At 63.6% G+C, this 20,465-nt stretch carries 23 protein-coding genes; 3 read left to right on the top strand and 20 right to left on the bottom strand.

Annotation, left to right across the window (positions count from 1 at the left end; genetic code table 11):
- Positions 1–93: 93 nt before the first annotated feature.
- From AC3WKX_RS31435 to AC3WKX_RS31375, 13 genes are all read right to left on the bottom strand, one after another.
- On the bottom strand, positions 94–1,140 hold the full coding sequence (locus tag AC3WKX_RS31435; RefSeq protein ID WP_003208311.1) for an EscU/YscU/HrcU family type III secretion system export apparatus switch protein: 1,047 nt from the start codon (positions 1,138–1,140) through the stop codon (positions 94–96).
- Between the two features lie 3 nt (positions 1,141–1,143).
- Positions 1,144–1,956, bottom strand: coding sequence for a type III secretion system export apparatus subunit SctT (sctT, locus tag AC3WKX_RS31430; RefSeq protein ID WP_003208312.1), 813 nt, complete (start codon positions 1,954–1,956; stop codon positions 1,144–1,146).
- A 6-nt stretch (positions 1,957–1,962) separates the two neighbouring features.
- The gene (gene sctS / locus AC3WKX_RS31425; RefSeq protein ID WP_003208314.1) at positions 1,963–2,232 is read right to left on the bottom strand and encodes a type III secretion system export apparatus subunit SctS; all 270 of its coding nucleotides are present in this window, start codon (positions 2,230–2,232) and stop codon (positions 1,963–1,965) included.
- A 10-nt stretch (positions 2,233–2,242) separates the two neighbouring features.
- Positions 2,243–2,896, bottom strand: coding sequence for a type III secretion system export apparatus subunit SctR (gene sctR, locus AC3WKX_RS31420; RefSeq protein WP_003208316.1), 654 nt, complete (start codon positions 2,894–2,896; stop codon positions 2,243–2,245).
- The gene (sctQ, locus tag AC3WKX_RS31415; RefSeq protein ID WP_102606213.1) at positions 2,893–3,894 is read right to left on the bottom strand and encodes a type III secretion system cytoplasmic ring protein SctQ; all 1,002 of its coding nucleotides are present in this window, start codon (positions 3,892–3,894) and stop codon (positions 2,893–2,895) included. Before sctQ ends, sctR begins: the two co-directional genes overlap by 4 nt.
- Positions 3,891–4,340: a hypothetical protein gene (locus tag AC3WKX_RS31410; RefSeq protein WP_102606212.1), complete on the bottom strand. Its 450-nt coding sequence runs from the start codon at positions 4,338–4,340 to the stop codon at positions 3,891–3,893. The genes sctQ and AC3WKX_RS31410 overlap by 4 nt, the downstream gene beginning before the upstream one ends.
- Positions 4,341–4,532: 192 nt before the next feature.
- Positions 4,533–5,855, bottom strand: coding sequence for a FliI/YscN family ATPase (locus AC3WKX_RS31405; RefSeq protein ID WP_102369491.1), 1,323 nt, complete (start codon positions 5,853–5,855; stop codon positions 4,533–4,535).
- Positions 5,852–6,430: a FliH/SctL family protein gene (locus AC3WKX_RS31400; protein ID WP_008433162.1), complete on the bottom strand. Its 579-nt coding sequence runs from the start codon at positions 6,428–6,430 to the stop codon at positions 5,852–5,854. Before AC3WKX_RS31400 ends, AC3WKX_RS31405 begins: the two co-directional genes overlap by 4 nt.
- On the bottom strand, positions 6,423–7,040 hold the full coding sequence (locus AC3WKX_RS31395) for a hypothetical protein (protein WP_003208324.1): 618 nt from the start codon (positions 7,038–7,040) through the stop codon (positions 6,423–6,425). The genes AC3WKX_RS31400 and AC3WKX_RS31395 overlap by 8 nt, the downstream gene beginning before the upstream one ends.
- On the bottom strand, positions 7,037–7,819 hold the full coding sequence (sctJ, locus tag AC3WKX_RS31390; RefSeq protein WP_003208326.1) for a type III secretion system inner membrane ring lipoprotein SctJ: 783 nt from the start codon (positions 7,817–7,819) through the stop codon (positions 7,037–7,039). Before sctJ ends, AC3WKX_RS31395 begins: the two co-directional genes overlap by 4 nt.
- A gap of 4 nt (positions 7,820–7,823) precedes the next feature.
- Positions 7,824–8,261, bottom strand: coding sequence for a hypothetical protein (locus AC3WKX_RS31385; RefSeq protein WP_003208328.1), 438 nt, complete (start codon positions 8,259–8,261; stop codon positions 7,824–7,826).
- 9 nt (positions 8,262–8,270) lie between these two features.
- Complete coding sequence (locus AC3WKX_RS31380) at positions 8,271–8,501, bottom strand: hypothetical protein (RefSeq protein WP_003208330.1); 231 nt, start codon at positions 8,499–8,501, stop codon at positions 8,271–8,273.
- 31 nt (positions 8,502–8,532) lie between these two features.
- On the bottom strand, positions 8,533–9,099 hold the full coding sequence (locus AC3WKX_RS31375; protein WP_102369493.1) for a type III secretion protein: 567 nt from the start codon (positions 9,097–9,099) through the stop codon (positions 8,533–8,535).
- A gap of 48 nt (positions 9,100–9,147) precedes the next feature.
- On the opposite strand from AC3WKX_RS31375, the gene AC3WKX_RS31370 reads away from it, so the two are divergent.
- Positions 9,148–9,912, top strand: a complete 765-nt coding sequence (locus AC3WKX_RS31370) for a tetratricopeptide repeat protein (protein ID WP_102606211.1) — start codon at positions 9,148–9,150, stop codon at positions 9,910–9,912.
- Positions 9,913–10,385: 473 nt separating this feature from the next.
- On the opposite strand, the gene AC3WKX_RS31365 is transcribed toward AC3WKX_RS31370, so the two are convergent.
- The 7 genes from AC3WKX_RS31365 to AC3WKX_RS31335 form a co-directional block, all read right to left on the bottom strand.
- Positions 10,386–10,766 (bottom strand): hypothetical protein, encoded by a 381-nt coding sequence (locus tag AC3WKX_RS31365; RefSeq protein ID WP_003207261.1) that lies wholly within the window; start codon positions 10,764–10,766, stop codon positions 10,386–10,388.
- A gap of 14 nt (positions 10,767–10,780) precedes the next feature.
- Positions 10,781–12,061, bottom strand: a complete 1,281-nt coding sequence (locus AC3WKX_RS31360) for a type II and III secretion system protein family protein (RefSeq protein WP_102606210.1) — start codon at positions 12,059–12,061, stop codon at positions 10,781–10,783.
- Positions 12,058–14,196, bottom strand: coding sequence for a type III secretion system export apparatus subunit SctV (sctV, locus tag AC3WKX_RS31355; RefSeq protein ID WP_102606209.1), 2,139 nt, complete (start codon positions 14,194–14,196; stop codon positions 12,058–12,060). The genes AC3WKX_RS31360 and sctV overlap by 4 nt, the downstream gene beginning before the upstream one ends.
- Positions 14,193–14,528 (bottom strand): type III secretion apparatus assembly chaperone SctY, encoded by a 336-nt coding sequence (gene sctY, locus AC3WKX_RS31350; protein WP_087694813.1) that lies wholly within the window; start codon positions 14,526–14,528, stop codon positions 14,193–14,195. The genes sctV and sctY overlap by 4 nt, the downstream gene beginning before the upstream one ends.
- Positions 14,528–14,884: a hypothetical protein gene (locus tag AC3WKX_RS31345; RefSeq protein WP_003207269.1), complete on the bottom strand. Its 357-nt coding sequence runs from the start codon at positions 14,882–14,884 to the stop codon at positions 14,528–14,530. Before AC3WKX_RS31345 ends, sctY begins: the two co-directional genes overlap by 1 nt.
- A gap of 28 nt (positions 14,885–14,912) precedes the next feature.
- A complete protein-coding gene (locus AC3WKX_RS31340) occupies positions 14,913–15,806 on the bottom strand; it encodes a SctD/MshK family protein (protein ID WP_102606208.1) in 894 nt (297 codons plus the stop codon).
- A 115-nt stretch (positions 15,807–15,921) separates the two neighbouring features.
- Positions 15,922–16,083 (bottom strand): hypothetical protein, encoded by a 162-nt coding sequence (locus tag AC3WKX_RS31335; protein WP_003207273.1) that lies wholly within the window; start codon positions 16,081–16,083, stop codon positions 15,922–15,924.
- Between the two features lie 563 nt (positions 16,084–16,646).
- Between AC3WKX_RS31335 and AC3WKX_RS31330 the strand changes: the two genes are divergently transcribed.
- Both AC3WKX_RS31330 and AC3WKX_RS31325 read left to right on the top strand, forming a co-directional pair.
- On the top strand, positions 16,647–19,865 hold the full coding sequence (locus tag AC3WKX_RS31330) for a type III effector HrpK domain-containing protein (RefSeq protein ID WP_003207275.1): 3,219 nt from the start codon (positions 16,647–16,649) through the stop codon (positions 19,863–19,865).
- Positions 19,866–19,937: 72 nt separating this feature from the next.
- A complete protein-coding gene (locus tag AC3WKX_RS31325; RefSeq protein ID WP_102606207.1) occupies positions 19,938–20,384 on the top strand; it encodes a winged helix-turn-helix domain-containing protein in 447 nt (148 codons plus the stop codon).
- Positions 20,385–20,465 lie beyond the last annotated feature (81 nt).

Here is a 20,465-nt window from a genome sequence, read left to right as displayed (position 1 = left end):
GGCGGTGGGTCAGTCAACATTTTCAGTGACTGACACGCCGCCTTCGCGAGCAAGCCCGCTCCCACATTTTGATCGGTGTTCGGCTCAAGATCGTCAGATCAACCGCGCCGCCACCAACCAGTCCGCCACCGCCTGGAACGAAGCATCCGGCACCGGATCCCCCGGCACCGTCTTGCGCGCAATCGCTTCCGCCAAGCCCTTGTCCGGCGCTTGCGGTATCCCTAAATCAAACGCCTCCTGCAACATCCCCAACGCTTCCTCCGGCGAAGCGCGGCACACCACCACCGGCACCGGCGTTTCACCACGCACATAACGCACGCCTATCACCCAGCCATCGGTGGTGCCGATCATCATCGACGCCCGGCCCAACCCCAGCTTGGTGGCCAGCGCCTGCATCTCCTGGCGCTGGCGTCGCCGTTCGCTCTTGATCAACGGGTCGCCGTCAATGTCCTTGCGCTCGCGCTTGGTCTCGCTGCGGGTCATTTTCATGTCGCGGCCGAACAGCCAGCGTTGCATCAACACATCCACCCCCCCCACCAGGATGAAGGCCGCGAGTACGGTAAACACCAGCGGCTTGAGCACCAGGAAAAACGTCGACTCGATACACCCCGCGCCACACCGCGACGACTCCATCAACGCCTGCAACGCATGCCGCCCCACCACGTAGAACGCCACAGCCAGCACATGCACCTTGATCAGGCCCTTGATGAACTCCACAAAGTTGCGCAGGGCAAACAGCTTCTTGAAGCCTTCCGCCGGGTTGATACGCTTGAACTCCGGCTTGATCGGCTCCACGGAAAACACAAAGCCACGCATGGTGATGATATTGGTCAGGATCACCACCCCGGTGGTCACCGCCATCACCGGCAGGGTAATGCCGATCACCAGTTGCTCGGCATGGTCCAGCACCCGTGGCCAAACCGTGGCGAAGGGTTCGATGTAGATCTGCGCAGTCAGGTCGATCAGCGCCGTGACCTGGGCCTGGGCCCGGGGCGCGAGGATGGAAATGCACAGGGTGCAGAACAGGATGACCATGCCCGAGACCAAGTCCTGGCTCTTGGCGACCTGGCCTTTCTTTCGCGCGTCCTTGAGTTTTTTATCCGTGGCCGGCTGGGACTTCTCTTCGCTGGTATCGCCCATGCGCTACTCCATGCCCGCCAGGGTTTTCAGCAGCTCCACCGTGCCGCGAAATTCCGCCAACTGGTCCAGCATCAACGGAATCAGGAAGCCGATATAGATCACCATCAGGATCGAGAAAAACAGGTTTTTCACCGGTAACGACAGGTCGAAAATATGCAGGTTCGGCGCCATCCGCGACAGGTACGCCAGCATCAAATCAGTGACCAGCAGCGAGATGATCAGCGGCGACACCATCAGCACTCCGACGCGCATGATCTGGTCGAGAATCGACAGCACCGCCAGCAACGCCGAGCTGGCAAACACCGGGGTAAACGCGGTCACCGGCCACAGCTGGTAGCTGTGGTAATAACCGTCGACCATCAGGATAAAACCGCCGGACATGAAGAACAGCGTGATCAACATCACCGTCAGCAAGGTGGACATCACACTCGACTCCCCGGTGGACAACGGGTCCACCAGTTGCGCCATGGTCGAACCGCGCTGCAGGTCGATCAACTCCCCCGCCACTTCCGCCGCCCAGAACGGAATGCCGAACAACAGGCCGATCAGGATGCCGATCAGGAATTCCTTGATCAGCAACCCGGCGATAAACAGGCTGCCGTGGTTGGGCATCGAGGTCATGGCGTCGAACACCGGCATGAACATCGGGATCGAAATCGCCACGGCCACGCAGCCGCGAATCATTCCGGTGAGCCCGAGGCGGTTGAACGCCGGGGTGATCACCACCACGCCCATGGCCCGGCAGGCCGCCAGCGAGGCCGAGCTGATCACCGGGTAGGCGACTTCGAGAAACTGTGCGGTAAGGCTGGCATCCATGGGCGGTCAGCGCGTCCACAAGGGAAAATTGTCCAGCACCTGGCTGCCGAGTTCCGCCACTTGCCCGGCCAGCACCGGGCCGAGAAACACGATAGTCAACAATACCGCCACCAGCTTCACCACCTGGGGCAGGGTCTGGTCCTGGATCTGGGTCAGCGCCTGGAACAGGCCCACGCTCAAACCCACGATGATCGCCACCCCCAGCGCAGGCGCGGAGAGCATCAGCACGGTCATCAGTGCCTGTTTCATCAATGACAGGAAAACGTCCTGGCCCATGGGTCGTGCCTCAGCCGTAACTCAGAATCAAACCGTGCATCAGGCGCGACCAGCCGCTCAATGACACGAACAGGAAGATTTTCAGCGGGATCGAAATCAGGTTCGGCGAGACCATCGACATGCCCATCGCCATCAGCACGTTGGACACCAGCAAGTCCACCACCAGGAACGGGATGTACAACAGGAACCCGATCTCGAAGGCCCGGGTCAGCTCCGAACTGACAAACGCCGGGATCAGCACCACGAGGTCGTCATCCCGCAGGTCGGCACGGGCTTCCGGCGACCAGATGGTCTCGGTGGCCTGCACAAAAAAGCCGCGCTCGGACTCGTTGGCAAACCGTGCCAGGTGCGCCTGTAGCGGCGGGCGCAGGGCGTCGCCGAGGTCCTTGAGTTGCTCGACGTGCTCGATATTCAGGTCGCGGCCCTCTACCTGGCGGTACATGTCGCCAATCAACGGCGTGGTGACGTACACCGAGAGAATCAGCGCGATGCCGTACAGCACCAGGTTCGGCGGCGTCTGCTGCACGCCCAGGGCGTTGCGGATCAGGAACAGCACCACCGAGATTTTCATGAAGCCGGTGAGGGTCACCACCGCCAACGGGATCAACCCGATGGTGGCAACCACCAGGATGATCTCGATCAGGTTCGGCTGATAACCGGTCATGGGGTGGCGAAACTCAGCAGGCGCACGCCCAGGCCGTCACCGATTTTCACCAGTTGGCCCTGGCCGACGCGACGGCCGTTGACCATCAGGTCGACGCCATCCACGGTCGGCGTATTCAGTTGCAGCAGGCTGCCCGCCCCCAGTTCCCGCAGTTGCGCCAGGGTCAGTTCCAGGCTGCCGACCTGGCACACCAGCTTGAGGGGCAAATCGTCCAGGGCCGCGGCGGCATCGACGTCAGTCATTGTGTTCTCCATGTCCAAAAGGGGCGTGTTCAGAGGTTCCTGCACCTGCAGCGACGAGCCGTCGCGCTGGCAGCGGGCTTGCAGGCGGCCCTCAAGGTCCAGCAGCCAGCCAATGCCGGGTTCGAGCATCAGCACATCGCCGGGCTGCAGGCTGCGCAGCTCGCCGAGGCTCAACCATTGCCGCCCGGCCACTACTGACAGCGTGTGGCGCAACGCCGGCAACGGGTCGGCGTCGATCTGGCCGTGCTGGTCCAGCAACTGGCCCACCAGCACTGCAGCGCTTTCACTCAAGTCCAGTTGGGCGGCCATTGGCGGGTTGTTGCCGAAGGTCAATGTCAGCGCCAGATGCACTGCATAAGGCCGCAGGTCGTCACTGGTTTCGAGCAGTTGCACGGGGTGGCCGAGCAACGGTTCGAGGCGCTCGATCAGGTCCAGCACGGCCAGTTCCAGCAGCAGCGAACGCGGTAATGCCGGCAGCACTTGCGCGTCGAACTGCAACGCCAGCGGCACCAGTACTTGTTCCAGGGCGGCAGCCGAGAGTCGCAAGCGCACCGGTGACTGGCCGAGCAACAGCAACACATCCCGGGGTGTTTTCAGCGGCTGGGGATCGGCGGCCCAGGCGACGCTCAGATCCTGCCCGGCGCAGCGGCCCTGCCACGCATGCCGCCGGCGGTGCAATTGGTTATGCAGCGTGAGCAGCGCCGGGTCGTAGTGCTCAAGCCAGGGCGCCAACGGGTCGGCAAGGGCCACGATCATGTGCCGAGTCCTTGTTCTTCACGCAGCTCGCCGGCCACCCGTTCGCTGCTTTCACGCCCGTCCAGCAGGCTTTGCCAGGCATCGGACTGGCGCTGGCGGCTCAGGCGCTCCTGGCGAAACAGCTCACGCTCACGCTCCTGGGTTTGCAGGGTACTGGACACGTGGCTGACGTCGCCTTCAAGCACCTGCTCATCGTCGGCCAAGCCCCGCAGGCGATCCTGGGCGGCCTGCCAACTGGCCACCGACAGGCCTTCGGTGAGGGAGGCGTAAATCTCGCCGGCTTCATGGGCAACGGCCTCACGGTGCAGGCGCAGTTGTTCCTTGGCGTCGGTCAAGGCGCCGCGGGTTTGCGCGCAGCGTTGCTGTTGCGCCGCCAACTGGCTCGCCGCCCGCTGTTCGCGCAGCACCCGCAGGGTTTGCAGGGTGCGCAGTTGTTCAGTCTTCATCGGTTCTTTTCTCCATCGTCATACCAACAGCGCACTCACTGAGTGCATGAAGATCGAATGTGGGAGCTGTCGAGCCCCGGCGAGGCTGCGAAAGCGGTGGGTCAGGCAACATTGATGTTGGCTGTGCTGACGCCATCGCAGCCTCGCTGAAGCTCGACAGCTCCCACACTGGAGCTTGCCGCGTTTTCGGGCTCATGCCAGCACCTGGCGCATGCGGATCAAGGTGTGTTCGGGGCTGCTGGGTTCGTCGGCGTTCTGGCGCAGGAAGGCTTCGATTGCCCCATGGCGGGTGATCGCTTCGTCGGCCAGCGGGTCGCTGCCGGCGGAGTACTCGCCGACGCGGATCAGCATTTCGATCTCGCCGTAGCGCGCCATCAATTCACGGATGCGCATCGCCAGGCGCTTGTGTTCGTCACCGGCGACCTGCTCCATCAAGCGGCTGCGGCTGCGCAGCACGTCCACCGCCGGGAAATAGTTGCGCTGCGCCAGTTCGGCGCTGAGGGCGATATGCCCGTCGAGGATCGAACGCGCTTCCTCCGCCACCGGATCGCTGGCGGCGTCGCCTTCGGTGAGCACGGTGTACAGCGCGGTGATGCTGCCGGCAGGGCCCGGGCCGGCGCGCTCGAGCAACTTGGGCAAGGTGGCAAAAAACGACGGCGGATAACCGCGGCGGGTCGGCGGTTCACCCACGGCCAGGCCGATTTCGCGCTGGGCGCGGGCGAACCGCGTGAGGCTGTCCATCAACAGCAGTACATTGCGGCCCTGGTCGCGGTGGTACTCGGCCAGGGTGGTGGCGACAAATGCCGCGCGCACCCGCTCGGCGGCCGGGCGGTCGGAGGTGGCGACGACAGCAACGGTGCGTGCGCGGGCCGTGGCGTCCAGTTGCACGTCCAGCAGTTCGCGCACTTCCCTGCCCCGCTCGCCGATCAAACCGATGACAATCACATCGGCCTCGCTGTTGCGGATGATGCTCGCCAACAAGGAGGATTTGCCCACACCGGGCTCGCCGAAGATGCCCATGCGCTGGCCCTGGGCGAGGGTCAGCAAGCCGTCGATGGAGCGGATGCCCAACGCCATGGAGCGCACGATCAATTGCCGGGAGAACGGGGCCGGTGGCTCGGCATGCAAGGGGTAGGTCTGCAGGTTCAGGGTTGGCGGTACACCGTCACCGTCGAGAAACTCGCCCATGGGGCTGATCACTCGCCCCAATTGCGCATCGCCCACGGCCACACCCAGGCTTTCGCCGGTGGCAGTGATTTGCGTGCGGGTCGACAGGCCTTCCATGGAACCGATGGGCGACAGGATCGCTTCGTCGCCATCAAAACCGATCACTTCGGCGCTGAGGCTGCGACCACTGACCGGGTCGCGCAGGTGGCATAGCTCACCGATGCTCGCGCCCGCCACGCTGGCCCGCAGCAACACCCCGCGAATGCTCAGCACCGTGCCCTGCATCGGACGCAAGCGGGCCTGGGACAGCCGCTCGGTCAGGCGCGGCAGCAGTTGATCGAGGTTCATGCCACGCCCTCTTCGGCAAAGGGCAACAGGCTGCGGCGCAGGCTTTGCAGTTGCGCCTCCAGCCCCAGCTCAACCGAACCCGCCGGGCTGCTCAGGCGGGCCTGGCCGGCGCCCAGTTGCGCATCGGCCTCCACGGCGATGCCGTCCTTGAGCAACTGTGGGCGCAGGGCATTCACTTCGGCGGGCGGCACCCACAACGTCAAGGCCTGGCCCTGGCGAAACGCGCTCAGGGCCTGGCGTGTACAACGCACCACGCGGTCGGTGTCATCCAGTTCGCCAAGTACTTCACGCACGATGCCCAGGGCCAGGTCCGCCAGCGACGCCTCAAGCCCGGCCAGGTAATGCTGGACTTGGGCCTGGGTTTCCAGCAGCAACTGTGCAACCTGTTCGGCACCTTCGCGGCGCGCACTTTCAAAACCCTCGGCGCGGGCGGTGTGCAGCCATTGGTCGCTGTCGGCCTTGATCTGCTCGGCGTGCGCCCTGGCGGCTTGCACAAAGGCAAAGCCATCGGTCCATAACGCCGCTTCATCGGCGCGCAAAATCCGCGCGGCCGGACGGCTGGGTAATTCACTCATGGGCAAGCTCCTCGGCGAGTAACCGGGCGGCGACGGTCTGGACGATCTCCAGGTCGCGGGGCAAGCGCCCGCTGTAGCCCTTGGGTGCGACAAACCGCAGGGGCAGCCAGCCTTGCAACTCGGCAGGCTGGGCTTGCAGCCAGGCGGCGACACAGGTGAGGCCATCGCGGTCGATGGCGTCGATCAACTCGGCGGGCTCGCGCAGCAGGTCGGCCGCGCCGCCCAACTGCCGGTGCGCGAGGGCCAGGGCAAAGGCTTCCTGGCCAAGGCCCTCGCGCAATTCATTGACCACTTCGCGGCGGATCTCCCGGCTCAGGGTCGAGCCATGCCAGATCGCACCACACAGCCTGGGCAGACGCGCAAATTGCGCCGGGCTCAGCAGCAGCACCGGCAAATCAGCGGCGGGCGGCGTGACCAGATGCGCCAGCGGCGCCAGCTGATAATGGCTGGCCAGCAGTTGCTCCAGCCGCGAGCGAAAACGCGGCTGCCCATGCAGGGCTTGCAGCACCTCGACCGGCAGGCCTTCGCCAAAACACTCGCCAAGGCTTTGCTCGCGCACAAACTGCAACGGCTGGGCGATCAGCCCCTGCCAACGCTCAACCAGGCTCATTCACCCTCCTTGAGCACATACAACGCCTGGGCCTGGCGCCGCGCCCATTGCTGGCGGGCCAACACACCACCCGCGCCGAGGGCGAGCAGCAGCAAGCCACCGAACAGCAACCGCGCCTGGTTGAGGTTGTCTTCCAACAGCCACAGGCCCATGAAACGCGCGAGTCGCGGTTGCGCCGGGTTCTGGCTGATGGACACCGCGGCCTTGATCGCGGTCACCGACACACCGTCATAGCTCAGGCCGGAAATGCCGTTGGCAACCAGGGTCTTGATCTGCGGAATCAGCGTGTTGATGTCGGTGCCCGGGTCGTAGCGCACCAGCACCGAGGCCGACGACGGCGAAATCACCCGCTTGAGCAGGTCATTGTCCGGCAGCACCACGTGCACCCGCGCCGAGACGATGCCGTCGATCTGCGACACCGAGTGGGACAGTTCTTCGCTCAAGGCATAGATCATCTGCGCCCGCTCCTGCACCGGCGACGACACCAGGCCATTGCCCTTGAACACCTCGCCCATGTTGGAAAAGCTCTGCTGCGGCAGGCCGGCGTTGTCCAGCAGGGTCATGGCCTCGGCGAAGCGCTGTTCGTCGACCACCACTTTCAACTGGCCGTTGTCCTGCACCTTGCGCGTCGCCGGGATGCCGTCGCGCAGCAGCACCGCGACCATGGCGTTGGCGTCGCGCTCGCTGAGGTTGGTGTAGAGGTCCATGTCGCAGGCCTGCAAGAGGCTGGCGAGCACGCCGATCAGCAGCAGGCGCAGGGCACGATTCGGGCTTGGCATGGCGTTATTGACCCTTGAGCAGCGTGTTGGCGGAACCGGAAATCTGCGTCGCACCGCGCACCACCATCTGGGTTTCGATGGAGTAGTCGAACATCTTGCCCAGTGAATGGACGATCTGGTCGACCTGCTGCTCGGCGACTTTCTTGCCCGGTTCTGCGGTGGGCGAGGCACCCGAGGTGCGGATATCCGCAGCGGCCACTTGCGGCGGCGCCGAGGGGTTATTGGTGAGCAAATCGGCGCGCTCGGAAAAGGTCCTGGAGCGGTCGATAAAACTGTTCAGGCGCTCCATCAGCCCCGAGCCGATCTGATGGGGGCTGGCGCCCTCGGGCATGCCCTTGGCCGTATTGGCCATGTGCTCGAACAGATTCTGCGAGGCCCCGGCGGGCCCCGCGCCGGCGGACGGCGGCAAGGCCGTGGCGCTGGCAGCGAGACTGATGGTCATGGGTGCGCCCTACTCTTCGTCGTCATCGGACATGGCGTCATTCAGCATTTCCTGGGCCTTGGGCATGATGATGAATTGGCCGCCGATGGTGACTGCCTGAGTGATCAGGGCATCGGTGAACTCGGCGTCGGTCATCTCCGGTTTATCGGCGCTCTTGGCGTTGTCCACCGCGGCGTTGAACTTGGCTTCAGGGCTGGCGCCACCGGGGGCGAGGTTGCTGTCTACGGCGGTTACGGACATGGTCATGCTCCTTTACTGGGGTTGGGGTGAATCAAGGGGTTTCAGTGCTCACCTGAGCGCCGCGAAACACCCGCACGCCGTGTTCGCGCGCCACCACCGGCGCGGCGGCCTTGGGCTGCAGGTGATCCACATGCTGCTGGACCAGCGCCAGGTACGGCGGCGGCCCGGAGACGAAGACTTCATCGCCCTCGGGGCCGTTACGCATCGATAACTGCTGGCCGAACACATCGAGGTTGTTCAGATAGGCCTGCAACTGATCCAGGTTCAGGGCGTTGGCCTTGAACAGCCTGGTGGTGATTTCATCGCTGGCATTGAGGTACAGCAGGTTGCCGTCGAAATACCAGGTCAGGCCATTGGTGCTGCACAGCGTCTGCAAAAACTCCCCGGCGGTGGCTGCACGCACCGTGCTGCGGGCCTTGCCGCGGACCTTGTCGGAGAGCACCAGCGGGATATCGAGGTTGTGGCCGAACTCTTCGAGGGCGGCGCGCACGTCCTGGTCCACCAGCACATAGGCGTAGGGTTTGGCGAACCATTCGGGCTCTTCGTCGGCGTGGGCGATCGAGGCACCCAACAGCACCGACAGACATAGGAGCGCCATGGAAAATATGCTTACATGACGTCCGCCTTCGCCCAACGAGTTGTGACGATGACCAAACACTTTTTGCTTGCCGGCAGCCTGTTGCTGGCTGCCTGTTCCAATACTGCGCCGAGCGATTCCGACCGCTCGCTGAAGCTGGCCGACGACCTGAACAAACGCGGCGACTACGCCAGCGCGGCGGCGCTGTACGAACGTGCGGCCCAGCAACCGGGCGCAAGCATCGACTTGTGGCTCAAACTCGGCCAGGCGCGGCTCGACGGCAACGACGCGCTCGGTGCCGAACGCGCCTTCCAACAGGCCCTCGGCCTTCAAGCGCACAACGCCGACGCCCTGCTGGGACTGGGCACCGCGCAACTGCGCCTTGGCAAAAGCCAACGCGCCGTGACCGCCCTGGGCCAGGCCGCCGAGGCCAGCCAGTCGCCGGTCGCCTACACCCGACTGGGCATTGCCCAGGTGTTGAACGGCCAGGCCGTCGCGGCACAAACCGCGTTCGCCAAAAGCCTGAGCCTGCAACCCGACGACCTCGACAGCCGCTGCAACCTGGCCCTGGCCTACGCCCTTGGCGGCCAGGCGCAGCAGGCCTTGGACACCATCGCCCCCGTCACCCAATCGCCCCGCGCGTTGCCACGGCATCAGCGTAATGAGCTGCTGGTGCTGGTATTGGCGGGATACGAACAACGAGTGGCCAGCTTGCCGCTGGACGATATTCCGGCGGCTGAGCGCGCACGCCTGATCACGGAAGCCAACCGCATCAAAGCCATCAGCGATCCGATTGCGCAAGCGCGGGAATTGGGGCTGGTGGATACGCACTAAATCCAACTGCTTTTGATCTTGCTGTTGCTGTTGCACTGCTTTTGATTTTGATCTATCAGGCCCCGTCAACCACGATGGCCGCAAGCAGGCACGGTGGAGCGGGTAAATCGGCAGGGATGCCGATTTAGCCGCGCCGGGCCATGGATGGCCCGTCGCGGCGGCCCGCGGAACCGGGCCGGAGTGCGGGCATGCCGAGCCTAGGCGAGGCACCGAGTGGTGGGGCAAAGACCTTTTGGTTACTTTTGGGGCGTTTGCCAAAAGTGACCCGCTGTAAGAGCGGAACCCTAAGTGGCCGTTACCGCAGGAATGGATATGTACGCGGTAAGCTTCAAGATCCGGGTCGCCTATCAGTCCGCTTTCGCGAGCAAGCCCACTCCCACATTTGGATGGTGATGTGGCAGATGGATCTGCTGGGCCTGGAATACCGCTATCGCAGGCAAGCCAGCTCCCACAGAGGACATGTGAACGCAGGTTCATTGCTCCGCTCCCGGAGCGCCCGCCTTGGCCTCTTGCTGAGCCTGACGCCGCTGCAACTGCTCCCGATCAAACCCCTCGATATACACCTGCGCCGCCCGCCCAACCGGCGCCGCCATCGCAGGCCCCGTCGCCCGCCCCTGATTCAAATCCTGGCGCTGCTCCACCATCTGCATCAAATTCAAATTGTTGGCACAGCCCAGCGGCAAGGTCGCCTTGAAATCCTCGTCCAGTCCAATCTCGTCCTTGGCCGGCGGCTGCTGGCACTGGCTTGGCACCCCGTCCGCCTGATACTGCGGCGAGTAATACACCGGCGCCAGATGCGTCTTGCAGCCCACCACCAACAGGGGCAAACACATCAACAAACGCGAAACTTTCATGCCATGCCCCCTCATCAATTCATGTAGAAACCAAACGCCCCACCACTGCGCGGCCCCGCCGCTGCGGCGGTCGCAGGCTGTGCATCCAGCGGCGTGGCCAGGGTGCGACTGCGCACCGGCTCCACCAGGTACGGCGTAATCAAAATCACCAATTCGGTTTCATTGCGCTGAAAACGCTTGGAGCGAAACAGGTTGCCCAGGATCGGCAAGTCCCCCAGCAACGGCAGCTTCTCGATGTCCTGGCTGCTCTCACGCTGGAACAAACCGGCAATCGCAAACGTCTGCCCGCTGCCCACTTCCACCCGCGTATCGGCGCGGCGCACGCTGAACGACGGCACATGGAAATTGCCGAAATCCACCGTGCCGCCACTCACCACACTGCTGACCTCAGGGCGCACTTGCAGGGCGATCCGGCCGTTGGGCAGCAGCGTCGGGTTGAACAGCAGCGACACGCCGAACGACTTGTATTCGATCCCCACCAGGTCCCGATTCACCGGCACCGGGATCGCCACTTCGCCGCCCGCCAGGAAGCTCGCGGTTTGCCCGGTCATGGCGGTGATGTTCGGCTCGGCCAGGATTTGCAGGATCCCGTTGGCCTGCAACGCGTCGAGCATGCCGTCGATATTGGTATTGCCCGAGCCGCTGCCCGCCGCCGCCAGGCCACCGGCGGTGGCGGCTGCCAGCGGTCCGCCGGTGATCAGGCCAAAGGAGAACGTGCCGTTGCTGAACATGGCGTTCCAGTTAACCCCGTAATGCAGCAGTTCCGAGCGGGACACTTCAGCAAAGCGCACACGCAAGTTGACCTGGGCGGCACCGGCGTACTCAGTGGTGTTGACCGCGCTCTGGAAGCCCTGGCCCTGTGGGTTGAGCAAGGCATTCAAATCCGTCGCTTCTCCAACCGAACGCACCGTGCCCTTGGCGATCAATCGGTTACCGGCACCGCTGATCTGCGCGCCATTGCCGGGATGCAATTCCTGCATCGGCGCGGTCACTGCCTGGGTCGCGCTACTGACCGCCAGGCTCAGGCTGGCAAGCTGTTTGCCGTCGCTGCCAAGGGCAATCAGGCTGGTATTGCCCGGCGCCTTGCCGAAGATATAGATCACCCCGGGCGACACCACTTGCAGGTCGGCAATCCCCGGTTCGCCCACCAGTACCGACTCCACCGGGGCCACAAAATGCAGGATCCGGCCTTCACCGGAGGCCAGGTTGATAGACCCCTGGGCACCGTTGGCGATGTCCTGGGCACTGCAGAAAAACGAGGTCAACGTCAGCAACAGCAGACAAAAACGGATCATGAGGCAGACGCCAGGGAAGTGACGGAAGCCGCGGCAGGCGCACGGCGGTTGGAGATATCGGTAAGGCTGATGGTCACCAGCGCTTGCAGGTTGTATTCGGTGGCCAGTTCGCGAAACGACAACACCGCCAGCTCCAGCTCACCGCGCAGTACCAGGCGCCGCAGGCTGCGGCGCAGTTCCGGGTGCACCAGCAATACCGCACTGTTGGCTTCAGTGGTTTTGTCGCAAGCCTGGCGCAGTTGGGCGAGCAACGCGCGGTTGACTTCCTCGGGGATCACTTCACGGCTGGGCTCCTGGCGACGCAGGGATGCACGCAACTGGTCTTCCAATCCCGGCGCCAGCACCAGGGCGCCAATCACCCGATTGCGGTCGGCGTACTGATGGCTGATCTGCCGCGCCAACCCTGCACGCAGGTGTTCGGCCAGGCGGCCGGCATCGGTTTCCCGGGCGCCCCACTCCACCATGGCTTCGAGCAAGGCCCGCTGATTGCGGATCGACACGCCCTCTCCCACCAGCAGGCGCAGGGTCTCGGCCACCCGCTGCAACGGCACCAGGCGCAGGGCTTCCTTGACCAGTTCGCCGTAGGTGGCTTCGGTGCGTTCGAGCAGCAGGCGGGTTTCCTGGATGCCGAGGAAGTCCGCGGCATAGCGGCGCAGGCTGCGTTCCAGCACGCCACGCAAGACTTCGTCCGGCAGCAGGAAACCGATGCCGGCGCTGCGCAACGCGTCTTCGTGCTGACGCTCGATCCAGTGCGCGGCACGACCGTTGAGGGGCGAATCGGCTTGCAGGGTGGCGATGTCCAGCAATTGCACATGCACCGGATCGTCCTGCAACAGCAGGCAGTTGATCGGCATTTCGCCTTCGCTGACGGGTACGCCTTCCAGTGACACGCGGTAGCTGCCCGGCGTGGCCTTGGCGTCCATGTGAATGCCCGGCACCGGCATATCGACGCCGGGGTCGCTGCGAATGTCGTGACACAGCGCTTCGATGCGTTGGCTCAGTAGCTGGCGCGGGGCGCTGAGGGCCAACGCACTGCCGAGGGTCAGCAATACCCGAGTGTCGGGGGCCACGCCATAATCCTGCTCGGCCTGCACTTCAACCACCGGTTCCAGGGTCTCGACCAGCGCTTCAGGCTCTACCTGGTTTTCACGGGTATGACGGCGGTACATCACGAAGGCCGCACCACCGAACACCAGCGACAACCCGAGGAACACCCAGGTCGGAAAGCCCGGTATCACGCTGACGCCGACCATGATCAGTGCGGTCAAACCGAGGGCGCGGTAGCTGGCACCCAACTGCTTGAGAATCTCGCTGCCGAGGTCACCCGCTTCGCCGTCGCTGTTGACCCGCGTGACCACGGTACCCGCCGCTACCGAGATAAGCAGCGCCGGGATCTGTGCGATCAAACCGTCGCCCACGGTCAGCAGCGAATAGGTGTGCACCGCCGCGCCGAAGGCCATGTCGCGCTCGATCATGCCGATCAGCATGCCACCCAGCAGGTTGACCGCGAGGATCACCAACCCGGCAATCGCATCGCCCTTGACGAACTTCATCGCCCCGTCCATCGCGCCGAACATCTGGCTCTCGCGCTCCAGGCGTGAGCGCCGGCGGCGGGCTTCGGCCTGGTCGATATCGCCGTTGCGCAGGTCGTTGTCGATGCTCATCTGTTTGCCGGGCATCGCATCCAGGGTGAAGCGCGCCGCCACTTCCGCGACCCGCTCGGCGCCCTTGGTGATCACCACGAACTGCGCCACGGTGATGATCAGGAACACCACCATGCCCACCACCACCTGGCCGGCAATCACGAAGTCACCGAAGGCCTTGACGATATGGCCGGCGTCGCCGTGCAGCAGAATCAAGCGGGTGGTGGTGATCGAAAGCGACAGGCGAAACAAGGTGCTGAGCAGGATCAGCGGCGGCAGCGCGGAGAATTCCACCGAGTGGCCGATGTAGAACGCCACGATCAGGATCAGGATGCTCAGGGCGATGTTCAAGCCGATCAGCATGTCCACCAGGTAGGTAGGCAGCGGGATGATCATCATCACGATCGCCATCAGCATGAACGCGACGATGATCACGTCGGTACGCTGGGCGGCCATGCGCGCGATGCCGTTCAGGCGATTGAGCAGGTTCATGGCGCGGCTCTCCGTGCAGCGAGGTAGCGTTTGAAGCACTGGCGCGCTTCGTCCTTGCGTTCGCCGTACCACAGCGCCCGGGCACGCAGCAGCAACAGGCTGGCAGACTCACCCTCCAGCGCGACCAGCCGATCCAGGGCCGCGAGTGCGCGGGTGAAGTCGCCGCTGTCGGTGAACGCCAGCACCAGCGAGCGCAACAGTTGGCCATCGTCGGGCGCGACACTCACGGCAATCAGCAACATCACCAGCGCGCGCTGGGACTGGCCGTTGCGCCGGTACAGCTCGCCAATGCCCTTGAGCAATTGCACCGCGTCGTCGTTGTCCCGGGGCATCAGGCCTGGACCTCCGAGCGTTGTTGTTCAAGGGTACGGCGCATCTCGATTTCCTCGCTGATCAGGTCGTGGGCCAATGCCTTGATCTGCGGCTCGGCGTCGAGGTTCGGCAACAGGTGCTGCATCACGTGTTCCAGCAGTTCCAGGGAACGTGCGCTGCCGAACAGCAGCGAGTCGACGCCGGCGGCGCTGGTGAGTTCTTCCAGGTCACTGCGCAGGGAGCGGCGGGACTGGACCTTGCGGGTTTTCAGCAACGCTTCGAAAGCCGTGGCCTGGCGCGAGTTGACCGGGCGGATCGCCTCGACCGGCGCGCTGCGCACGTCACTGGGAATCAACGGACGGGGTTCGACTTTCATCCCGGGGCCTTAGCTGAAAAAAGCAGCGTCATAGGGTGAAGGTGAAGCGTTCTTCGCCACGGGCGAGGATCACCTGGTTGTTCTCGATGCGCTCCAGTACCCAGTTGTCCGCCAGGGCCGCGCCGGGGTACAGGCGCTTGCCGCTGTCATTGATCACGTAGGGGTTGGCGCCGAACCACACGGCTTGAAAGCGCACCCGTGGCCGGGCCGCATCTGCACGCACGGCAACCCGCGGGTTAAGCACGATCTGCTGGCCGTAACGCTGGTCGAAGGCTTGTTGCAGGGCGACCCATTGAGGCTTTTGCGCGCGCTCAAAGGAGCCGACGGCGTTGAGTTGGCCATCGATGTCGTTGACCTTCACGGCGTCCAGGTGGGCGGCCTGCAATTGCCCTTCGAACCAGGCCTTGGCCTCGGCACGGGAAGGCTTGGCTGCGGTTGTTTCGGCAACCGGCATTACGGTTTGCGCTTGCGGTGGATCGTTGCGAAATGCCAGGGCGCCAGCGCACACAAAGAGCAACGCGGTGGCGATGATCCAGGGCGTTAACGTGCGTGTCGTCGCAGGGATTTTTTCAGGGCTGCCCGGCAGCGCCAGGCTCACACCCGCCGTGCCGATACGCAGTTGCAGCGGCAGCCGCGCGCGATGGCCGCTGCCTTGGGGAATACGGATATCGCCGGCAGTGCCGGTGATCAGTACATCGCCGCCGAGGGCCTCGACGGCCACCTGGGCCCCTTCAAAACGCAGGCGCAGGTGCAACTCGGCAATCCCGGGATCGCTGAGCTGGAGGTCGGCCGCCAGGGCGGCGCCAAGGGTGTAGACCGGCTGGTCGAGCATCAGGGAACTGCCCTGGTGCAAACCGTGGGTCACGAGCAGGGTCGGCGCGCCGTTCGCGGCGGGCAGGCCCAGGGAAATCAAGGCTGTCATGGTTGGGTTTGCCCCCTTGAGAATCACAGGCCGCAACGACGCCTGTGCCGATCAACAACGGTGCAACGGGGTAAGGCAGGTATACGGGCAGCGCCGGCGCTGCCCGCATGGCGAATCAGTTCTGCGGACGCTGTTTGGTGGCGTCGAGCTCTGCTTTTTTCGCGGTGCTGATCTCGGTGATCTTGGCCGACTTCTCGATGGCCATGTTGAAAGTTGCTTCCATCTTCGCGATAGCGTCGTCGGCGCCGCCTGCACTTACTGGTGGAGTAGTAGCCATGTTCAATCTCCTTGCATCGATAGGGAAGTTAAGCCGCATGCAAACCGAAACAAACTCCCAGCGTCAGACAGTGAGTTGGCCATGCAGCCATCGGTTTGCATGGGAACCATACTACTCACGAACAAAACGCCTTCGCTGTGAAAGCTTGTGAAACGTTCATGGCAGGTGCTGTGAAAAATCCGGCTCAACGTGCCGTTGAGAAAATCTCATCGCCGCGCGGGCGTGGAACTTTTGTTAAAAAACCAATACACGACGAGACCCAATGTTTACGGGGGCACAACCTGGAAAACGAACCAACTCGAACAATTTACGAGCCCGTTACCCCTGGGTAAAAACGTTGATCACTCAACAATTCCAGAAAATAAATCCGACAACTTCACACTTTTAACTAATAGCCATTTGCCCAACTTTGCAGATATTTCCATTTGTAACAAAACCGACTTGATCATCGCGTTTGATAGCTCGGCGCGGGTTAACCCAATAACACTTCGCAACTTTCGCCCGCCCCAGTTAGTGCACTTGCACTAAATATCGACTGATATAAAACAACTTCCAGGTGATCTATGACTGCGATCCCGAATGGCCTTGACCCTGCCGACAACAAAGGCCCGGATGGCTCCCGGAGCACGTTCGAAAAAGCCCTGTTCACCGCCGTCGACAAGCCGGTATTCGACCCCTCGAAAATCCGCGGGCCGTCCATTCCGCTGCCGTACCAGAACGTGCAGGCACCGGTGAACAACAGCATCACCTACACCCCGCTGGGCAGCGACAAACCGGTGACCCTCAAGCAGATCGACAACCCCAGGCTGTTTGAGCAATTGGTCAACCAGTACAACGCACAGCAAAGCGACGCGACCCTTGAGAAGAATCTGGCCGACAGCAAAGGCGCCGGCTACAAGGAGGCAGACGCCAGCACCGTGGCGCCTGGCCTGGGCAACTACAAGGCGATCGGCAGTACCACCGAATTGGGCCCGGGACTGATCCGCTACGAGACCAGTGCCGGCGACAAAATCGTGGTCAGCCAGAAGGAAACACCCGCGCTGTTCGCCCAGGTCAGCGGCGACTCGGCCAAGCTCTTTGCGATCAATGCCAGCCAGGCCGAGGGCTACCGCCTGGCCGGCCCCATGGAAACCATGGACCCGGCAGCGAATATCGGCCCGCCCGAAGAAGTCGGCCCGGGCCTGATTCGCTATACCACGGCGTCGGGCGACAAGGTGATCGTGTCCCAGGACATCACCCCCGCGCTGTACGACCAGGTGGCCAAACTGTATGCCGGCAGCACCGGCGCGGCGGGCGCCTCGGACACGTCCTGGATCGACACCTCATCGTTTGGCGTGTCGGGTGCCAAGGACTGGGACACCATCACCGGCAACACCAGCGGCACGCCGACCAAGGAAGAACTCGACCTGAACCGGCCCAAGGCGGCCGCGCAATTGCTCTCGCAAAACTGGGACGCCTGGGGCCTGCATGGCGCGCCGATCGACTTCGCCAACCCACCCACGACACTCCCCCCCGAGGCTCAGGCCGTACTCAAGTACGTGGCCAGCAGCCCGAGCCTGATGGCCGCGCTGGATACCGGCGGGCGTGGCAAGGCCGACAATGTGATCACCCATTCCGATGTCGACCATTTCATCGACAACGCCGGCAAGGACCTCGGCGCCGCGTCGAAATCCTATGGCAGTTTCCTCGGCAGCAAACCCGGTGACCTGGCCAAGGCGAATGCCAAGTCGGCGGCAATCCTGATGGCCAACGAGAGCCTGGCCGCTGGCGCAGGTCCGGCGATGCGCCCCGGTGACGCCAACCAGCGCAGCAACGACGGCATGCTGCGCAGCGACAACCTGCAAGCCTTGGGCAGCGATTCGGCCCTGAGCACCGAGCTGACCGGCGCGGCGGCCATGTGGTCCAGACCCGGGATGTTCCACGCACTGGAAACCGGCGGCGACAACCCCGCCACCGGCAAGTCGGACGGCATCGGCACCCGCGACAACATCGGCGCCTGGCTCGAAAAACAGGCACCGAAAACCGACAGCGACACCCTGACCTTCCTCGACGGTGCCGCCACTCGTGATGCCGTCGCCGGCGTCGACACCTCGGGCCTGACCGCCGACATCCTGGCCAACCCGCAGAACTACAGCGGCGAACAGAAAGCCGCGGTGCTGGTGCAGTTGACCGATGCACAAACCCGCCTGCTGGTCAGCGACTACGTGCCCCACGCCGGGTTGATGGACAAGTACACCTCGCCCCACTACGGCCTGAACCCCAACGAAGACAAAATCAAGGCACAGCTGCAAAGCGGCATCGAAACCCTCTCGGCCGACCCGGACGTGCAAGGCTTCCTGCAAAACAATCGCGGCCCGGCACTGGCCGACATCGTCGACAGCAACCCGGCGATGAAAGTCGCGATGCAGAACTACTACACCGACGACATCGAGACCGGCAAAAACCTCACCGACAATCTCAACGCCAAGGACCAGAACGGCAAGCAGATCGACATGGGCATGGGCCTGCAAAACGCGGCCAACGATACGACCATCGCCAACCTGGCGCTGGGGGGCAACGGCCATGTGGACCTGACCGGCATCGCCGACAAGGCCGGGCAAAGCGACAACATCCAGCAGTACTACAAAAACCAACTGGTGACCGGCAAGGCCTTTACCGACGCGGTGGCCGGCGGCATGGACCCCACCGTGGCGGCCAGCAGCTTCGCCGCCAGCACGGCCTCGGCCCAGGCCTTCCTCGGCGACAAGGCCTCGGCGGATGACGCCGCCACCTTGCAGGTGAATTTCAACGAAGCCCTTGGCGACGCCCTGCTCGGCGGCGCCACCACCGACACCCTGAACATCACCCTGGGTGACGGCAAGGGCAACTTCGACGAAGCCAAGGTCACTGCCGCGATCAACGACGCCCAGCAAAAAGATCCAGAGATGTTCGTCACCTCGGATGGCGGCAAGATCGACCCGGCGCAAGTGGTGTCGATGCTGCGTTCGGTATGGGACATCGGGCGCCAGGGCAACAAGATCGCCGACGCACTGCCCAAGGCCATCGAAGGCATGAAGTTCGGCGACGTCAGCCCGGCATTCAAGCAAGGCCTGTTGCACATCGGCAGCGCAGTGCTGATGAGCGGCGTGCTGATGGCCCGTTCGGCCAGCGGCAGCAACACGCCGGTGGCGGACGCGAACCGGGTATCCGCCGGGCTGCAATTTGCCGGGCTGTTGATGGAGGGCGGTACCAAATACGCCAAGGAAGCGGGTTACGGCATCACCTGGGTCAACCGCCCGGATGGCGGCACCATTGGTGACTTCCCCGGCAAGGTACCGGTGGGCAAGGGCCCGTTGAGCCCGCAGCAAATCGCCAACCTCGGCGCGGCCGGCAAGATCATCGGTTCGGCGGGCGGGATTATCGGCGGTGTGATCGGGGTGATTGGCGGTGTCGACTCGTTGAAAAAAGGCGACTACCTGAGCGGCAGTTTCTCGGTTGCCACCGGCGTGCTGGGTACGGGTGCGGCGGTGGCCGGGTTGGTGGAAGCCGGGGCCGGGTTGTACGGGGCCACGGAAATCGGCGCGGTGGCCGGGACCATCAGCGGGATCCTCGGCGGGGCAACGGCGATCCTTGGCGGGATCGGCAGCGCGTTCCTGCCCTTCGCCCTGGCTGATGCCCATGGCAAGGCGCAGGACGCGTTCTATGGCCAGCTTGCGCCGGTGCTCAAGCAATACGGTTTGACTGGCGGGCCTACGGAGCCGGGTGATTATCCTGAAGACCCGATCCCGGCGATCAACACCTGACCTTCCCTTGCAGCCTTGCGCGAAGGGAGCCGCGCGAGGTTGTGTTTTTGAACATGCACAAAGGTTAATCACATGACGTATTCACACCGCGGCCACCTTGAAGACAGCGCTATTGAAATTCACTTTGGCCCTTATCGACTGCTGCCCCGACGTCATCTGCTGCTGAAAAACGGTGAGCCGGTGAGCCTGGGCAGTCGGGCCCTGACGTTGCTGATTGCCCTCGCTTCGCGGCCTGGTGAGCTGTTGGAGAAGACCCAATTGCTGGACATCGCCTGGCCACGGTTGGTGGTGGAAGAGTGCAACCTGCGGGCGCAGATCAAGGCGATCCGTCGGGCGTTGGGGGATGATGATGCGGTCTATATCGCGACCGCGATGGGCCAGGGGTATCGGTTTGTTGCGCCGACCTGGGTTGAGCGTGGGGCTCGGAAAAAGCCGGTGGTGTTGGGGGTTTATAGTTGTCGGCGTTGTTTGGGGGGGGATTTGGATCGGGGGCATATCCATTATTTGGGTAACGGCTGAAATGGGTTCCGCTCTTACAGCGGCTCACTTTTGAAGAGCGCAAAAGTAAGCAAAACGCTCTTGCCCCACCACTCGGCACCT

This window comes from Pseudomonas sp. GP01-A4, from assembly GCF_058780865.1.
This window is presented reverse-complemented; position numbering and strand designations above follow the sequence as displayed.

Excerpts from the sequence above, each read along its gene's own strand:
- AC3WKX_RS31435 (WP_003208311.1), bottom strand. The coding sequence starts at position 1,140 with ATGGGCGATACCAGCGAAGAGAAGTCCCAGCCGGCCACGGATAAAAAA.
- sctT (WP_003208312.1), bottom strand. The coding sequence starts at position 1,956 with ATGGATGCCAGCCTTACCGCACAGTTTCTCGAAGTCGCCTACCCGGTG.
- sctS (WP_003208314.1), bottom strand. The coding sequence starts at position 2,232 with ATGGGCCAGGACGTTTTCCTGTCATTGATGAAACAGGCACTGATGACC.
- sctR (WP_003208316.1), bottom strand. The coding sequence starts at position 2,896 with ATGACCGGTTATCAGCCGAACCTGATCGAGATCATCCTGGTGGTTGCC.
- sctQ (WP_102606213.1), bottom strand. The coding sequence starts at position 3,894 with ATGATCGTGGCCCTTGCCGACCCGTTGGCGCCCTGGCTTGAGCACTAC.
- AC3WKX_RS31410 (WP_102606212.1), bottom strand. The coding sequence starts at position 4,340 with ATGAAGACTGAACAACTGCGCACCCTGCAAACCCTGCGGGTGCTGCGC.
- AC3WKX_RS31405 (WP_102369491.1), bottom strand. The coding sequence starts at position 5,855 with ATGAACCTCGATCAACTGCTGCCGCGCCTGACCGAGCGGCTGTCCCAG.
- AC3WKX_RS31400 (WP_008433162.1), bottom strand. The coding sequence starts at position 6,430 with ATGAGTGAATTACCCAGCCGTCCGGCCGCGCGGATTTTGCGCGCCGAT.
- AC3WKX_RS31395 (WP_003208324.1), bottom strand. The coding sequence starts at position 7,040 with ATGAGCCTGGTTGAGCGTTGGCAGGGGCTGATCGCCCAGCCGTTGCAG.
- sctJ (WP_003208326.1), bottom strand. The coding sequence starts at position 7,819 with ATGCCAAGCCCGAATCGTGCCCTGCGCCTGCTGCTGATCGGCGTGCTC.
- AC3WKX_RS31385 (WP_003208328.1), bottom strand. The coding sequence starts at position 8,261 with ATGACCATCAGTCTCGCTGCCAGCGCCACGGCCTTGCCGCCGTCCGCC.
- AC3WKX_RS31380 (WP_003208330.1), bottom strand. The coding sequence starts at position 8,501 with ATGTCCGTAACCGCCGTAGACAGCAACCTCGCCCCCGGTGGCGCCAGC.
- AC3WKX_RS31375 (WP_102369493.1), bottom strand. The coding sequence starts at position 9,099 with ATGGCGCTCCTATGTCTGTCGGTGCTGTTGGGTGCCTCGATCGCCCAC.
- AC3WKX_RS31370 (WP_102606211.1), top strand. The coding sequence starts at position 9,148 with ATGACCAAACACTTTTTGCTTGCCGGCAGCCTGTTGCTGGCTGCCTGT.
- AC3WKX_RS31365 (WP_003207261.1), bottom strand. The coding sequence starts at position 10,766 with ATGAAAGTTTCGCGTTTGTTGATGTGTTTGCCCCTGTTGGTGGTGGGC.
- AC3WKX_RS31360 (WP_102606210.1), bottom strand. The coding sequence starts at position 12,061 with ATGATCCGTTTTTGTCTGCTGTTGCTGACGTTGACCTCGTTTTTCTGC.
- sctV (WP_102606209.1), bottom strand. The coding sequence starts at position 14,196 with ATGAACCTGCTCAATCGCCTGAACGGCATCGCGCGCATGGCCGCCCAG.
- sctY (WP_087694813.1), bottom strand. The coding sequence starts at position 14,528 with ATGCCCCGGGACAACGACGACGCGGTGCAATTGCTCAAGGGCATTGGC.
- AC3WKX_RS31345 (WP_003207269.1), bottom strand. The coding sequence starts at position 14,884 with ATGAAAGTCGAACCCCGTCCGTTGATTCCCAGTGACGTGCGCAGCGCG.
- AC3WKX_RS31340 (WP_102606208.1), bottom strand. The coding sequence starts at position 15,806 with ATGACAGCCTTGATTTCCCTGGGCCTGCCCGCCGCGAACGGCGCGCCG.
- AC3WKX_RS31335 (WP_003207273.1), bottom strand. The coding sequence starts at position 16,083 with ATGGCTACTACTCCACCAGTAAGTGCAGGCGGCGCCGACGACGCTATC.
- AC3WKX_RS31330 (WP_003207275.1), top strand. The coding sequence starts at position 16,647 with ATGACTGCGATCCCGAATGGCCTTGACCCTGCCGACAACAAAGGCCCG.
- AC3WKX_RS31325 (WP_102606207.1), top strand. The coding sequence starts at position 19,938 with ATGACGTATTCACACCGCGGCCACCTTGAAGACAGCGCTATTGAAATT.